General features: G+C 66.8%; 11 protein-coding genes. 5 read left to right on the forward strand and 6 right to left on the reverse strand.

Annotation, left to right across the window (positions count from 1 at the left end; translation table 11 throughout):
* The first annotated feature begins 1 nt into the window (after position 1).
* Both gnd and ACWGL1_RS15630 read left to right on the forward strand, forming a co-directional pair.
* Positions 2–1012 carry a phosphogluconate dehydrogenase (NAD(+)-dependent, decarboxylating) gene (gnd, locus tag ACWGL1_RS15625; RefSeq protein ID WP_452112507.1) on the forward strand — a complete coding sequence of 337 codons (1011 nt, stop codon included), beginning with the start codon at positions 2–4 and terminating at the stop codon, positions 1010–1012.
* Complete coding sequence (locus ACWGL1_RS15630; RefSeq protein ID WP_452112508.1) at positions 1009–1845, forward strand: Cof-type HAD-IIB family hydrolase; 837 nt, start codon at positions 1009–1011, stop codon at positions 1843–1845. Before gnd ends, ACWGL1_RS15630 begins: the two co-directional genes overlap by 4 nt.
* Here the strand turns inward: ACWGL1_RS15630 and ACWGL1_RS15635 are convergent.
* The 3 genes from ACWGL1_RS15635 to ACWGL1_RS15645 form a co-directional block, all read right to left on the reverse strand.
* Positions 1840–3645 (reverse strand): glycoside hydrolase family 15 protein, encoded by a 1806-nt coding sequence (locus ACWGL1_RS15635; protein ID WP_452112509.1) that lies wholly within the window; start codon positions 3643–3645, stop codon positions 1840–1842. The two genes, ACWGL1_RS15630 and ACWGL1_RS15635, sit on opposite strands and share 6 nt — an antisense overlap.
* A gap of 24 nt (positions 3646–3669) precedes the next feature.
* Positions 3670–5190: an FAD-dependent oxidoreductase gene (locus ACWGL1_RS15640; protein WP_452112510.1), complete on the reverse strand. Its 1521-nt coding sequence runs from the start codon at positions 5188–5190 to the stop codon at positions 3670–3672.
* A 107-nt stretch (positions 5191–5297) separates the two neighbouring features.
* Entirely contained in the window at positions 5298–6821 is a 1524-nt protein-coding gene (locus ACWGL1_RS15645; RefSeq protein WP_452112511.1) for a S10 family serine carboxypeptidase-like protein, read from the reverse strand.
* Positions 6822–7132: 311 nt separating this feature from the next.
* On the opposite strand from ACWGL1_RS15645, the gene ACWGL1_RS15650 reads away from it, so the two are divergent.
* Positions 7133–8677: a S10 family peptidase gene (locus ACWGL1_RS15650; protein WP_452112512.1), complete on the forward strand. Its 1545-nt coding sequence runs from the start codon at positions 7133–7135 to the stop codon at positions 8675–8677.
* 12 nt (positions 8678–8689) lie between these two features.
* Here ACWGL1_RS15650 and fahA read toward each other — a convergent pair whose 3' ends face one another.
* Genes fahA through hppD form a run of 3 tightly spaced genes read right to left on the reverse strand, consistent with a single transcriptional unit; the run spans position 8690 to position 12359 of the window.
* A complete protein-coding gene (gene fahA, locus ACWGL1_RS15655) occupies positions 8690–9997 on the reverse strand; it encodes a fumarylacetoacetase (RefSeq protein ID WP_452112513.1) in 1308 nt (435 codons plus the stop codon).
* Positions 9994–11286: a homogentisate 1,2-dioxygenase gene (gene hmgA, locus ACWGL1_RS15660; RefSeq protein WP_452112514.1), complete on the reverse strand. Its 1293-nt coding sequence runs from the start codon at positions 11284–11286 to the stop codon at positions 9994–9996. The genes fahA and hmgA overlap by 4 nt, the downstream gene beginning before the upstream one ends.
* Positions 11287–11288: 2 nt before the next feature.
* Positions 11289–12359 carry a 4-hydroxyphenylpyruvate dioxygenase gene (gene hppD, locus ACWGL1_RS15665; protein WP_452112515.1) on the reverse strand — a complete coding sequence of 357 codons (1071 nt, stop codon included), beginning with the start codon at positions 12357–12359 and terminating at the stop codon, positions 11289–11291.
* Positions 12360–12543: 184 nt separating this feature from the next.
* On the opposite strand from hppD, the gene ACWGL1_RS15670 reads away from it, so the two are divergent.
* Both ACWGL1_RS15670 and ACWGL1_RS15675 read left to right on the forward strand, forming a co-directional pair.
* Positions 12544–13011 carry an Lrp/AsnC family transcriptional regulator gene (locus tag ACWGL1_RS15670; RefSeq protein ID WP_338575161.1) on the forward strand — a complete coding sequence of 156 codons (468 nt, stop codon included), beginning with the start codon at positions 12544–12546 and terminating at the stop codon, positions 13009–13011.
* Between the two features lie 143 nt (positions 13012–13154).
* Positions 13155–14846, forward strand: coding sequence for a hypothetical protein (locus tag ACWGL1_RS15675; RefSeq protein WP_452112516.1), 1692 nt, complete (start codon positions 13155–13157; stop codon positions 14844–14846).
* Positions 14847–14861 lie beyond the last annotated feature (15 nt).

The following is a 14861-nucleotide window of genomic DNA, read 5'->3' on the forward strand; positions in this document are numbered from 1 at the left end:
CATGCAGATCGCCATGGTCGGACTGGGCCGCATGGGCGGCGCCATGACCCGTCGCCTGATGGCCGCAGGTCACGATTGCGTCGTCTACGCCCTGGACGCCAAGGCGCGCGACATCCTGGCGAGCGAGGGCGCCACGGCCGCCGTCTCTCTAACGGATCTGGTCGAGAAGCTGCAGAAGCCCCGCGCGGTGTGGCTGATGCTGCCCGCCGGTCAGGCCACTGAGGACACCGTTCAGCAGTTGCGCGACCTGCTCGCGCCCGGCGACGCCATCATCGACGGCGGCAACAGCTTCTACAAGGACGACATTCGCCGGGCCAAGGCACTGGCCGACAAGGGCGTGGCCTATGTCGATTGCGGCACTTCGGGCGGGATCTGGGGCCTGGATCGCGGCTACAGCATGATGATCGGCGGCCCGCCGGAAGCCGTCGCCCGTCTCGATCCGATCTTCGCCGCCCTGGCCCCCGGTTTCGGCCACATCCCCCGCACGCCAGGGCGCGACGGCCAGCCCTCGACGGCCGAGCGCGGCTATATCCATGCGGGCCCGACGGGCGCCGGGCACTTCGTCAAGATGGTGCACAACGGCATCGAGTACGGCCTGATGCAGGCCTATGCCGAAGGCTTCAACATCCTGCGCAACAAGAACTCCGAAGACCTTCCCGAAGACGAGCGTTACACCTTGAACCTGGCGGAGATCGCCGAGGTGTGGCGGCGGGGCAGCGTCATCGCCTCCTGGTTGCTCGACCTGGGGGCAGCGGCCCTGGTCAAGGACGGCCAGCTCAGCGACTATTCGGGCTACGTCCAGGATTCCGGCGAGGGTCGCTGGACCGTGGAGGCGGCCATCGAGGAAGCCGTCCCGGTGGACGTGCTGTCCACCGCCCTCTATGCGCGCTTCCGTTCACGCAAGGATCATACCTTTGCCGAGCGCATGCTGTCCGCCATGCGCTTCGGCTTTGGAGGCCACATCGAAGGCGCCGAGGCGATCGACCCCATGCCGCCGTCGCCTCGACCATGAAGGACCGCCCGGACATACGCCTGTTGCTGGCGGATGTGGACGGCACCCTGGTCACACGCGAAAAGGTTCTGACCGAGGCTGCGATGCAGGCGTCGCGAGACTTGGCCGCTGCCGGGATCGCCCTGGCGTTGACCAGCGCCCGGCCGCCGCGCGGTATGCGGATGCTGATCCGGCCCTTGGCCTTGCAGGGCGCTCTGGTCGGCTTCAATGGCGGGCTTTACGTGCGGCCCGATCTGTCCGTGATCCGGCGTCATATGATCGACGCCGAGACGGCCAGGGCGACCGTGCACCTGCTGCGCGATCAGGGGCTGGACGTCTGGCTCTACACGGAAAAAGACTGGCTGGTCCGCAACCCTCATGGATCGCATGTGGCGCGCGAGGCCTGGATCCTGCAGTTTGACGCCAAGGTCGTGAGGGACTTCAGCGACGATGATCTGAGCCAGACGCTGAAGATCGTCGGCGTCTCCGACGACCTGCCTCTGGTCGCCCGCTGCGAGACGGCGGTTCGCCATAAGCTTGGCGATCGGGTCAGCGCGGCCCGTTCGGAACCGCACTTCCTCGACGTGACTCATCCTCAGGCCAACAAGGGCGCCGTCGTGCTCGCCCTGGCCCGACGACTGAACATCGCGCCCGAGCAGGTCGCCGCCATCGGCGACATGCCCACGGATGTGATGATGTTCAGCAAGAGCGGCCTGTCCATCGCCATGGGCAACGCCAGCGAGGCGGTCAAGGCAAAGGCCGACCTCGTGACCGACAGTAATGAGAACGACGGGTTCGCCCATGCGGTCAGGCGGTTCGTCCTGCCCGCCGGCTCCACGCCCCCACGATCATGACGCCGTGCGCCGCCCCGCGCGCTGAAGACTGGGCTTGGCGCTTCGCGTCAGGTTCTGCGCCGTATTCAACAGGCCGACGTGTGAGAAGGCCTGCGGGAAATTGCCGACCAGCCGCCCGGCTCCCGTATCATACTCCTCGGACAACAGGCCGACGTCGTTGCACAGCCCGAGCAGGCGCTCGAACAGACGCCTCGCGTCCTCGATCCGGCCGAGCATGACGTAGGCGTCGGCCAGCCAGAAACTGCAAGGGAGAAAGGCCCCTTCACCAGGCGGCAGGCCATCGTGCACGCGGAAGCTGTCATAACGCCTGACGAAGCCCTCGGGCGTCAACAATTCTCGCTCGACGGCGGCGACAGTGGCGGCGAAGCGCGGATCATCATGGGCGACGAATCCCAGATCGCCTATCAGCAACAGGCTGGCGTCAGGACTGGGATCGTCATAGGCCCGTTTGAACGCCCCGGTCGCGGCGTCTAAGCCGTTCTGGAACACCGACGTCTTGATGGTCTGACGCAGAGCGCGCCATTCGCCGACCGGCCCGTCGAGCCCATGATCCTCCACCGCCCTGACGGCCCGATCCATCACGACCCAGGCCATGATCTTGGAGAAGGTGAAGTCATGAGATCCGGAGCGCACCTCCCATATGCCTTCGTCCGGCTGATCCCAGACCTTGGCGACGTGAGCGACCACTGCGCGCTCCAACGCCCAACTGCTGTCCTCGACCAAGCCCCAGCGTCGCGCCTGATGAAAGGCGTCCATCAACTCGCCGTAGACGTCGAGCTGGAACTGCTGGTGCGCCGCATTGCCGATCCGAACCGGCGCGGCGGCCTCATATCCCGGCAGCCAGTCGGCGCCCCATTCCATCAGCCGCCTCTCTCCGGCGAGGCCGTACATGATCTGCATCTCGTCGGGCGCGCCGGCCACAGCGCGCTGAAGCCACCGGACCCAGGCTCGGGCTTCCGTGAAATGGTCGGCGTTCATCAGCGCCAGCAAGGTCAGGGTGGCGTCACGAATCCAGCAATAGCGATAGTCCCAGTTTCGCGTCCCGCCCAAGGCCTCCGGCAGGGAGGTCGTCGGGGCCGCGACCAATCCGCCGGTCGGAGCATAGGTCAGGGCCTTGAGCGTCAGCAGCGAGCGTTGGATAGGCTGTGCATAGGGGCCTTTGACCTTGCCCCGCACCGCCCAGCGCGACCAGAAGCTTCGCGTGGCCTGCAGGGCGGCCTCGGGATCAACGGCCCTGGGGACCGGCCGATGGGACGGGCCGTAGGTCAGGACGAAAGGCATGGTTTCGCCCGCGCTGATGGTGAAGCGCGCCACTGTCGACAGGCCTTCGCCGCGGATCGGCGCCGGCGTGCGCAGGATGACCATGTCCGGACCAGCGACCGCCTTCAGGGCGCCGTCATCGCCTCGGGTCACCCAGGGCAGCGTCGCGCCGTATCCGAAGCGAAGGATCAACTCCATGTCCATCTCGACGAACCCGGTCTTGCCGACGACGCTGCGGATCAGGTTCGAATCTCGTCCGCGTAACGACATGAAGTCGACGAGAGCGATCGTCCCCGTCTCGGTCTCGAACGTCGTTTCCAGGATCAGGGTGTCGGGCTCGTAGCGGCGCGTGACCCGCGCCGTCGGGTCGGTCGGCACGATCTTCCATCGACCGTGGCGGGGCTCGCCCAACAGCGCGGCGAAACAGGCCCCGGAATCGAAGCGCGGCCAGCACAGCCAATCCACAGAGCCGGTTCTTGAGACCAAGGCTCCGGTCTCGCAGTCTCCGATCAGCGCGTAATCTTCAATACGCGCCGACACGGCCCATCCCCAAGATCGCCATCTTCAGCCTCTCAACTCCTCGCCGATCCGCAAACTCTCCAGATCACGGCCGAGCGTCGCGGCGGCGAGCAGACGGTCGCCGGCTTCGAAACGGACGGTGGCGTCAGCGTCCTCGATTGAGCCGTCGAGGCGAATGGCGTCCCAGGCTTGCGCGTGGCCGACGTAGCGGATCGCCTGATCGTAGTGCTGGCTCCAGAAGAAGGGAGCGTCGATGAACTCCGTGGGCTCGCCCAGCATGTTCAGGGCGGCGACCTGCCCCTGACGCTCGGCCACGACCCAGTGTTCGATGCGCCAGGCCTCGCCGGCGACTCGCCCGGGATAGCGCGCGATGTCCCCGGCGGCGTAAACGCCGGGATGGCTGGCGCGCATCATCCGATCGACGATCACCCCGCCATCGACCGCCAGTCCGGCGTCGATCGCCAGTTGCAGCCGAGGCCGCACGCCGACCCCCAGCACCACGAAATCCGCATCCAGACGCGTCCCGTCGGCCAGGGTCACCCTGTCGCCGTCAAAGGCCACGGCCGTGGCGTCCAAGTGAAAACGCACGCCCTGTTGTTCATGCAGGTTCCGCACGAAGGCGCCGAGCCCCTGCCCCATGACGCGTTCCAGCGGCGTCGTTTCCGGAGCGACGACATGCACCTCCAGTCCCCGCGCTCGCAACGATGCGGCGGCCTCCAGTCCGATGAAGCTTGCCCCGACGATCACGACGCGATGAGCATGATGCGCCGCCGCGATGATGGCCCGGGCGTCGGCCAGCGAGCGCAGGACGTAAACATTGTTCCGCTCGAAGTCCGGCCCTTTCAGTCGGATCGGTTCCGCTCCCGTCGCCACCAGCAGGGCGTCATAGCCGATGCGTTCGCCGCTGGACCTCACCGCCTCCTGCGCCGGAAGGTCCAACCGAGCCACTTCGAAACCCAGGCGCAGGTCGATGGCGTGCTCGGCATAGAATTCCGGCGGTTTCAGCGGAATCCAGTCTTCGGGCGCGGTTCCCGCCAGATAGTCCTTCGACAGATTGGGCCGGTCGCATGGCGGCGCATCGTCCGCGCTCAGAAGAGCGAGGCTTCCCTGATAGCCGCGCCGCCGCAGCATCTCCGCCGCTGCAAACCCCGCCGCGCCGCCGCCGATAATCACGATGCGCCGTGGATGCGCCGGCTGCGCGGGCGTCGTCGGCAGCGACGTCTTTTCTCTCGCTCGCACGAACACCAGGTCGCCTTCGATTTCGACGCGCCAGGCGTCCAGCGGACTCATGGCGGGCGCGGCCAGCGCCTCGCCGCTATGCAGGTCGAAACAGGCATGATGCCAGGGACAGCGCACCGTATCGCCGACCGCCAGGCCTTCGCTCAAGGGGCCGCCGTAATGGGTGCAGGTCGCGCTTACGGCCCAGAAACCATCGGTCCGCCGCACCAGCAGAACGGGCTCGCCGCTGACATGTCCCGCCAGAAACCCGTCCAGCGGCGCCTGCGTGATCGCTACGCCTCGGCTGAAGTCCGGCCCTGCAGCCTCCTCGGTCCGTGACCCGTCCATGCCCGTCCTCCTGGCCATCTGCAGTCATCCCCAGACATTGGATGCGCGACCAGGCGGAAGGTTCCAGCGCTTGCTGGCGTTGCGGGTTTCAAACGGCTTTCAACCCGTCAGTCGTTCAGGCTGGACGAGACGATATCGGCGAGGTCCTGACGAAAAAGCCGCCGCGCCTCTTCGTCCCGATAGAACATATGACCGCCGTTGTAACAACGATACGTCATCGCCGCCGCCAGGGGCTCCGGCAATCGAAGCTTCAGCGCCTCGTCACGGGCGCAACTCGCCAGGGAATCATAGCGACCCGAAGCGACCAGCACTCTCAGGTCGGGTTCCTGCGCCACGGCTTCTTCGGTGCCCGGCAAAGGCGGTCCGATACGCGGGGGGCCTCCGCCCTTCTGAACCGCCTCGCGGATGGCTGTCTCAACCTGCTCCGGCGTGGCGTCGATGGTGGCGTAATTCCAACGGGAGCCCACGCTCTGAGGATAGCGATCAAACGGCGCGTAACCGGCCTCCGCCGCCTGGAGGCCAAGGTAGGGCAGATCCGTCCGATACCCCAGGTCATGCCGCAGATAACGGTCGATAGCCTTGCGGAAGTCGGAGCGCGGCTCTTCGGTCAGGCGCATGTCAAAGATGTTCAGCGTCCGACCTGCATCCGCCAGCAGGCCGCGCAGATGCTGGCGCGGCGTGAAGCTGAGCATCGCAAGGTCGATGGAATCGAGCGGCACGCCGGTGAAACGCGCCAGGTCGACCGCCACCGCGGCCCGTTCGACTGCGCTCATGTCCTGGCTCTGCAAGGCGGGCAGATAGGTTTGCTCGATCCAGGCGCGGGCGCGCGCCCTCACGGTCTCGACATCGGCGCCCAAGGCGGGATCGAGGCGGCGGTGATACAGGGCGACAGGGGCCAGATCGATGGGACGCAGCGCAGTCGCCATGGGCCTGGGCAGATATTCGGCCGTCAGGCCGTCACCGCCGGAGATCAGGACCAGTCCCTTCACCGGGACGCCTTGCCGGATCAGCCTGTAGCCGACGCTTGCGGCGCGCCCCGCGCCCCAGCTTTCCCCCGCCAGGATGACCGGCCGCTCTTCCGCAGCGTGCTGCAGAAGCCACGCGCGGACGAACTCCGTGACCGAAGCGACGTCGCCAACCGTGCCGTAGAATTCTCCGGCCGCCTCGGCGCTGACCGGTCGGCTGAAACCCGTGCCGATGGGATCGACGAAGACGAGGTCCGCATCCTCCAACCAGGTCTCGGGGTTCTCGACCAGGCGATCGCCCTCCCCCCGCCTCGGCCCGGCGACTTCGAAATGCAGGATGGTCGAGTTCGACCCGGGACCGCCGTTCCAGACGAAAATCACCGGACGAGGCGCGACGCCCTCGACCCGATAGGCGATGTAGCCCATGTAGCCGCGCGCCTGAGCGGTTTCGACATCACGGATGGCGATGCGCCCCACCTCTGCGACATAGTCCAGGGTTCGCCCGTCGACCTGCACGCTGTGGCGCGTCTCGACCGGGTGCTCCGGGACGGCTCGCGTTTCTGAGAGGCTCGCGACATCGGCTCGAGCGACGCTGTAGGCGCTCCCCATGGCCGCCAGCATCGCCATGCCCGCCGCCAGACCCAAACGCACCGTCCGCCGCCTCATGCCAACCTCCCCAGTCGTGGAATGAAATCTTAGCGTCATGCCGTCGGCAGGGTTATGCGAACACGCTGCGTCGGTGGGCGCGCCTCGCTCCGTTCTCTCTTGCAGGCATGGTTCTGCGCATAGATCACTCAGTGTGTTGAACAGGAACGCAATCACTCGAACCAACCTGCGCGTACCACGCATAGAAGCTGCTTCGCCTGCCTCAGGCGCGCATGTCATTTGCAATCTCCCCGCCAGCCTCGATGCTTTTGCAAAGAACGTCCGGCGCCCGCCCGGCACAATGACCTGGTGATCCGCTTGGGAGGGCTAGGATGTTCAGGCGCCTACACAGGAACGCCGCAGGCGCGGTGATCGGCGGCCTCGCCGCGAGCCTTTGTCTGGCGGCCATGCCCGCCTCGACGGCGATCCCGGAGGCGCCGGCGGCGCATGACGGCATGACCGCCTTCGCGCCCTTCGTCACCCGCCATCAGACGCAAATCCGAGGTCAGCACATCGCCTATACGGCGACCGCCGGCGAGACCCTGTTGCGCAATGGTCGAGATCAGCCGACCGCCGCCCTGTTCAGCTTCGCCTATGTGAAGGATGACGCGCCCGCCGATCGCCCTGTCATCTTCGTCTTCAACGGCGGCCCCGGCTCGTCCTCGCTATGGTTGCACATGGGCGTGGTCGGCCCGCGCCGGGTGCAACTGGATCGTGAGGTCAACCCCAGCAATGTTCCGCCCTTCGGCGTCGTCGACAACCCGGATAGCCTGCTGGACGTGGCGGACCTGGTCTTCATCGACCCCATCGGCACCGGCTTCAGCCGCATCGTCGGCGTCGGCGAGCCTGAGGATTTCTACGGCGTCGACCAGGACGCTGAGAGCATCGCTCAGTTCATCGAGCTGTGGCTCAGCGCCAACGGCCGTTGGAACGCGCCGAAGTACCTGATGGGCGAAAGCTACGGCAGCGCCCGCGCCGCCCTTTTGCCCCGCGCTCTGATGGGCGGGCCGACCACCTATTCCGGGGTCATGCGCGGCATCACGATCAACGGGATCATCCTGCTGGGGTCCAGCCTCAACGGCCAGGGTGCAGGCCCCGGCCCCGCGCGTGCGGCGGCGCTGAACCTTCCGGCCATGGCGGCCACGGCCTGGAGCCACGGGCGGATCGAACGCGGCGGGCGAAGCCTGGCCGATTTCGACGCCGAGGTCTCGGCCTTCGCCACCGGCGACTATCTGAACGCCGTCGAGAAGGCCGCCACCGGCGCGCTGAGCCAAGCGGAACGCGCCGCCGTCGTCGCTCGATTGATCCGCTATACCGGCGTGCCGGCCGAGGCCTGGCCCGAGACTCTGGTGCTGTCGACGCGCGCCTTCTCCCAACTGCTGCTGGCGGACCAAGGGCTGGCGGTGGGGCTCTATGACGGACGCTACACCCTGCCGCTGGCGGGCGACGGCGGCGAACCCGTGGCCGATGACCCCGCCATGGGCCGCTATGTGCCGGGATTTGTCTCCGCCTTTCATCAGATGCTGGCGAAGGACCTGAAGGTGCGCATGGATCGCCCCTACGGCGCCATCGTCTGGCGCAACCTGCTGTTCGGCTGGAATTGGAAGCGGACGGGCGTGCCAGAGGGCCAGTCCTTCGCCGCCGATCTGGCCACGGCCATGCGCCGGAACGGCGACCTGCGCGTCCTGGTCGCCAGCGGCTATTTCGATCTGGTCACGACCCCCGCCGCCGCCAAGGACGCTCTAAGACAGGCAGGCGTGCCCGCCGACAGGACGACCATTCGCGACTATGAGTCCGGGCACATGCTCTATCTGGGCGACACGGCCGCCGCCTTTTCGGACGACGTGCGCGCCTTGATTGCGGCAGACGCACGCTGAGGCGCGGCCGCCTTAAGCCGTTTCAGGCTCGATCACGCCGACGCATTCCCCGAAGCCGATGGAGACGAAGCCTTCGCGCACGGCCCGACCGCGCAGATGAAGGGCGTCGCCGTCCTCCAGGAAGGTGCGGCTTTCGCCGTTGGGCAGGACGACCGGTTGTTTGCCGCCGCGCGTCAGCTCCAGAAGACTGCCCATCCCCGTATCGTCAGGGGTCGAGATGGTGCCCGAGCCCAGAAGATCGCCGGGGTTCAGGCCGCAGCCGTTCGAGGCGTGATGCGTCACCAATTGGGCCATGGTCCAGTAGAGATTGGTCGCGGGACCGACTCCCAGGCGATGGGGAGCCACGCCCGCCTTTCGCATGGCCTCGGTCTGGATCAGCGTCTCCAGCTCCAGCGCGAAGGCCCCGTGCGCCTGATCCGCCTCGTCCCACAGATAGGGCAAGGGGGCCGGATCGCCTTCGGGCCGAGCCGGCTGTGCGATGCGGAACGGCTCCAGCGCTTCGGCGGTGACGATCCAGGGGGACACCGTGGTCAGGAAGCTCTTGGCCAGGAAGGGTCCCAGCGGTTGATACTCCCACGCCTGAAGATCGCGCGCCGACCAGTCGTTCAGCAGGGTCAGGCCGGCGATCCGCGATCCCGCCTCGGCGATCGACAGCGGCTCTCCCAGCCGATTGCCCTGAGCGATCCAGACGCCGAGTTCAAGCTCCAGATCCAGCCGCTGCGTCGGTCCGAAGGTCGGCGCCGACGCATCCGGCGCCCGCGTCTGACCTGACGGGCGGCGCACGGTCCGGCCCGACGGCACAACGGTGGACGCCCGGCCGTGATAGCCGATGGGCACATGCTTGTAGTTCGGCAGCAACGGGTCGTCCGGCCGGAACAGGCGTCCGACGTTCATGGCGTGGTGAACACCCGCGTAGAAATCGGTGTAGTCGCCGATCGCTGCGGGCAGATGCATGATCGCATCGGACGCCTCGACCAGATGAACTTCTACCTCGCTGCGACGAGCCGTATCCGACAACAGGGCGGAGGCCGCCCGGCGCAGGGCGCAGCGCGGCGCCGGCGCCAGAGCCAGAAGCGGATTCAGCGCGGGGCCGGATGCCGCCTCTGCTGCGGTCTGCGCCTCGCCGTCGAACAGACCCGAACGCGCCGCAGAGGCCAGATCCAGAATTCGTTCGCCGATAGCCATGCCGCCGCGAGGCGCCTCGCCCGGACGGCTGAACACGCCCAGCGGCAGATTCTGGATCGGGAAGTCGGCGTGGCCGTTCGCGCTATCGACCCAGCTGACGCGCGCCGGATCGTGGGTTTCGTCGGTCCCCCTCACGCCGTGCGGCCTTTCTGGAAGCCGGTCCAGCAGTCGTCGTAGTCGAGCTGCATCAGCGGCGTCTGCTCGGCCCAGGCCGTGGTGCGGATGGGCATGCGCGTCTCGAACATGAAGGCCAGGGTGTTCTCGATCTTGTGCGGCTTGAGATCAGCCCTGGTCGCGCCATCCCAGCTGGCCTGGTCCGGACCGTGGCCGCTCATCCGGTTGTGCAAGGAGGCGCCGCCCGGCGCGAAGCCGCCCGCCTTGGCGTCATACTCGCCGAAGATCAGCCCCATGAACTCGCTCATGACGTTGCGGTGGAACCACGGCGGGCGGAAGGTGTCCTCGGCCACCATCCAGCGCGGCGGGAAGATGACGAAGTCGCAGTTGGCCGTCCCCGGCGTGTCCGACGGACTCGTCAGGACGGTGAAGATCGACGGATCGGGGTGGTCGAAGCTGACCGTGCCGATGGTGTTGAACCGCGCCGTGTCATAGCGGTAGGGGGCGTAGTTGCCGTGCCAGGCGACCACGTCCAGCGGGCTATGATCGAAGGTCACAGCCCACAGCTTGCCGCCGTATTTCTGAACGCACTCCGTCGGGCGATCCACGTCCTCGAAGGCGGCGACCGGCGTCTCGAAATCGCGCGGATTGGCCAGGCCATTGGAGCCGATGGGGCCGAGGTCCGGCAGGCGGAAGGGCGCGCCGTAGTTCTCGCAGACATAGCCGCGCACTTCGCCGTCCACCTCGACGCGGAAACGCACGCCGCGCGGGATGACGACCACATGGCCCGGCGCCGCCTCGATCACGCCCATCTCGGTGACGAAGCGCTGCGCCCCCAGTTGCGGCACGATCAGCAACTCGCCGTCGGCCGAATAGAAGACCCGATCGACCATCGAGCGGTTGGCGACATAGAGGTGGACGCCCACCCCCGTCCCGGAATCGGCGTCGCCGTTGCCGCCATAGGTGGTCAGCCCCTCGACCCAGTCGGTCGGCTGGTCCGGCATGGGCAGCGGGTCCCAGCGCATCCGGTTGGGATTGGGCGGCGTCTCGGTGAAGGGACCGGAGCGCACCTTCCCTTGCGCGAACGGCTGATAGGGCCCGTGCTGGGCCGACGGCCGCAGGCGATAGAGCCAGCTGCGCAGATTATAGTCGCGCGGAGCGGTGAAGGCCGTGCCCGACAGCTGTTCGGCATAGAGGCCCAGCGCGGGGCGCTGCGGCGAGTTGCGACCCACCGGCAGGGCGCCGTCCACCGCCTCCGTCGCGAAATGATTGGCGAAACCGCTCTGATAGGCGGGCGCGTCAGCGGCCATGTTCAGGCCTCGACCTTGATGACGCCGCGACGGATCTGGTCCAGTTCGATGGACTCGAACAGGGCCTGGAAATTGCCGTTGCCGAAGCCCTCATTGCCCTTGCGCTGGATGATCTCGAAGAAGATCGGACCGAACAGATTCTCGGTGAAGATCTGCAGCAGCAGGCCTTCCTCGCCAACGCTTCCATCGATCAGGATGCGGTTCTTCTTGAGCCGTTCCAGGTCCTCGCCATGCCCCGGCACACGCTTGTCGACCAGTTCGTAATAGGTCTCGATGGTGTCCTGCAGTTGGACTCCTCGGGCGCGCAGCTTCTCGACCGTCTCGTAGATGTTGTCGGTCGTCATCGCCAGGTGCTGGATGCCCTCGCCGTTGTACTGGCGGATGAATTCCTCGATCTGCGACTTGTCGTCCTGGCTCTCGTTCAGGGGGATGCGGATCGCCTTGTCCGGAGCGATCATGGCCTGGGAGAAGAGGCCCGTCGCCTGCCCCTTGATGTCGAAATACTTCTGCTCCTCAAAGCCGAAGATCTGGTTGTAGAAACTGGACCATGTGCGCATCTCGCCGCGCCGGACATTGTGGGTCAGGTGGTCAAGCAGGTCCAGGCCGACGCTGTTCGCCGCCTCGGCTTCGCGCCAGCCCTCGATCTCGGTCCAGGCGTCATAGAGGGAGCCCTTCGCCCCGAACCGGTCGACCAGATAGAGGTAGGAACCGCCGATGCCCTGCAGCACCTTGGCGTCCGCGCCCAGGGCGCCCGTCGCGGCCTCAGCCGCCTTAGCCCCGCGCGACAGGGCCAATTCATAGGCCTGGGCGGCGTCGGCGACCCGGAAGGCCATGCCGCTGGCGGACGGGCCGTGGGCCGCGCGGAAATCAGCGGCTTGACCGGTCGGCTCGCCGTTGACCAGCAGATTGGTGCGGCCCTGCTTGTAGCGCACGATATCCTTCATCGGATGGCGGTGCGTGGCGACGAAGCCCAGCTGCTCGATCAGAGCCTTCATCGCCGACGGATCAGGGCTGGTGAACTCGACGAACTCGAAACCGTCGAGGCCGATGGGATTTTCAGGCGTGATGGTCATGGGTTTGGCTCCGCGGGTCGCGCGCCTCGGCGGCGCACAAGAAAGGATCAGGGAAGAAACGGGAGCCGGCCGCCGCCGTTTCCACTCCTGCTGCTCAGAATGGCGCGAAGAAGGCGCGATTGCCTTTCAAAACCCCTCGTGGGATGGACTGAGACGAAAGCTATGGTTCCAATTTCGAGAAAAAATGAAACAGACGTCTCTCGACGAGGTCGATCGTCGGCTCCTTCGACTGCTCCAGGATGACGCCAGCCTCAGCCACGCGGCCTTGGCGGAAAAGGCGGGGTCCTCGCCGGCGTCCTGCTGGCGACGAATCCGGGCACTGGAAGAGGCGGGCGTTCTGCGGAGCACCGTCCGCCTGGTGGACGCGGCCCGCGTCGGTCGGGGCGTCAATGTGATGTGCCAGTTACGGATGCGCTCCCACGCGCCCGATGATCGTCAGGCCTTCGAGAGCTTCCTGCAGACCAAGCCAGAGGTGATGGAGGCTCACTCCATGTCGGGGGAATGGGACTATCTGCTGCGGATCGTCGCCGAGGACGTGGCGGGTTATGAGCGGTTCCTGATGCGCGATCTGCTGAACCATCCGAACGTGTCCAACGCCGCCTCCCACTTCGCCCTTAGCCAGGTGAAATACACGACAGCGGTGCCGATCTGACGCGAGTGTGAAATTTATGCACGCTTCACCCCCATAACGCATGACCCATGCTCGACCTGAGGGCGACGCTTCGTGTTTGCATGAAACTAGCGCATGACGGCGATTAATCTGACGATGGGAAACATCGTCGAGGGGGATGACTCATGTTGCGACGCGTCTTGGCGGTCGGCTTTCTGCTGATGTCCGCCTCCGCCGCCTGGGCGGCCGAGCCCCAAACCTTGGCGGTGACCCTCAAGCCCCTGCCGGACGGTCTGGGCGGAATAGCTCGACTGAACGTCGAGATGCGCCTGCCGTCGCCGTCGATCGCGGACGGCGAGGCCCTGCTCAGAATGCCGGTGACCCTGGTCTCCACGCCCACGGCCGCCTACGCCGCCGAGGACATTCATGTTCGTGACAGCCAGGGCGACCTTCCACTCCGGGCCGTGGATGATCCCGCCACACCGGAAGGCGTCTATCGCCGCTACTTGCCGCAGCGCGCCGCGGCGGGCGATCTCGTCGTCTCCTACGGCGCCGCGCCGCGCGCCGTATCGGCGGAAACCCGCAACGGTCCGCTGTTCGATCTGCGCGCCCAGCCGGGCGGGCTGATGGGAGCCGGAGTCTATTTCTTCGCCCTGCCGGTCAGCGACGATCCCTATCGCATCACTCTGAACTGGGATCTGTCGGCGCTGCCGGACGGCGCGCGCGGGGTCTGGAGCCTGGGCGAGGGCGAACGGACCATCACCGCCCCGGCCAGCACCCTCTCCTTCTCCTTCTACGCGGTTGGAGCGGTTTCAAGCGAGCCGGAGGCGGGGGCCGAGGACTTCGCCCTCTACTGGCTGGCCCAGCCGCCGTTCGACATCGAGGAACTGGCCGGAGAAACCCGCGCGCTCTACACCTATATGGCCCGGTTCTTCGGCGACGAGCATGCGCCCTATCGTGTCTTCGTCCGTGAAAACCCCTATCCGGCCGGCGGCGGCACGGCCTTGGCGAAGTCCTTCATGTTCGGCTACGGCGCGAACGGGCAGACCACGGGCGGCGGGCTGCAGATGCTGCTGGCGCACGAGATGGCCCACAACTGGCCGCGTCTGACCGACAGCGCCCACCCTCTGACCGCCTGGTACACGGAAGGCGCGGCCGAATACTATTCCTCGACCCTGGCCTACCGGGCGGGCTTGCTGAGCGCAGACGACTTGCTGGACATCGTCAATCGCCGCGCCGACGGCTACTACGCCAACCCGCACTTGGGCCTCTCCAACGCCGAGGCCGGCAAGATATTCTGGAGCGACGCCCGGGCCCAGCGCGTGCCCTATGGCCGGGGCTTCATGTATCTGACCAACGTCAACGCCCAGGTTCGGGCGGCATCGGGGGGACAGCGCTCGCTCGACGACTTGGTGCTGGAGTTGCTGGCCCGCCAGCGTCGCGGAGAGCCCGCCGGCCTGGCAGAGTGGCGCGCCCTGCTGGTCGTTGAACTGGGCGAGGCGGCCGGGCGAGAGTTCGACGCCATGACCGAGGGCGAGCTGATCACTCCCCTGCCCGACTCGCTCGGCCCCTGCTTCCGTGCTGTCGCGGTTCAGGCCCGCCCCTATGATCTGGGATTCGACGAGATGCGTCTCGGCGTCGTCGCCGACCTGCGCGCCGACTCGGCCGCCGCCCGCGCCGGCCTGGCGAACGGCGATGAAATCCTGACCCTGACGCCCATCCCCGAGTTGCAGAAGGACGAGGGCCGCATGATGGAAATGACCATACGTCGCGATGGTCAAACCTATGGCGTTCGCTATCTGCCACGCGGCGAGCCTGTCAGCGGCTGGCGCTGGGAACGGGTCGAGGACGTCGCCGCCGACCATTGCGCCCTGTGATCTCGTGTCGAGGAG

Source organism: Brevundimonas sp. NPDC055812 (genome assembly GCF_053616535.1).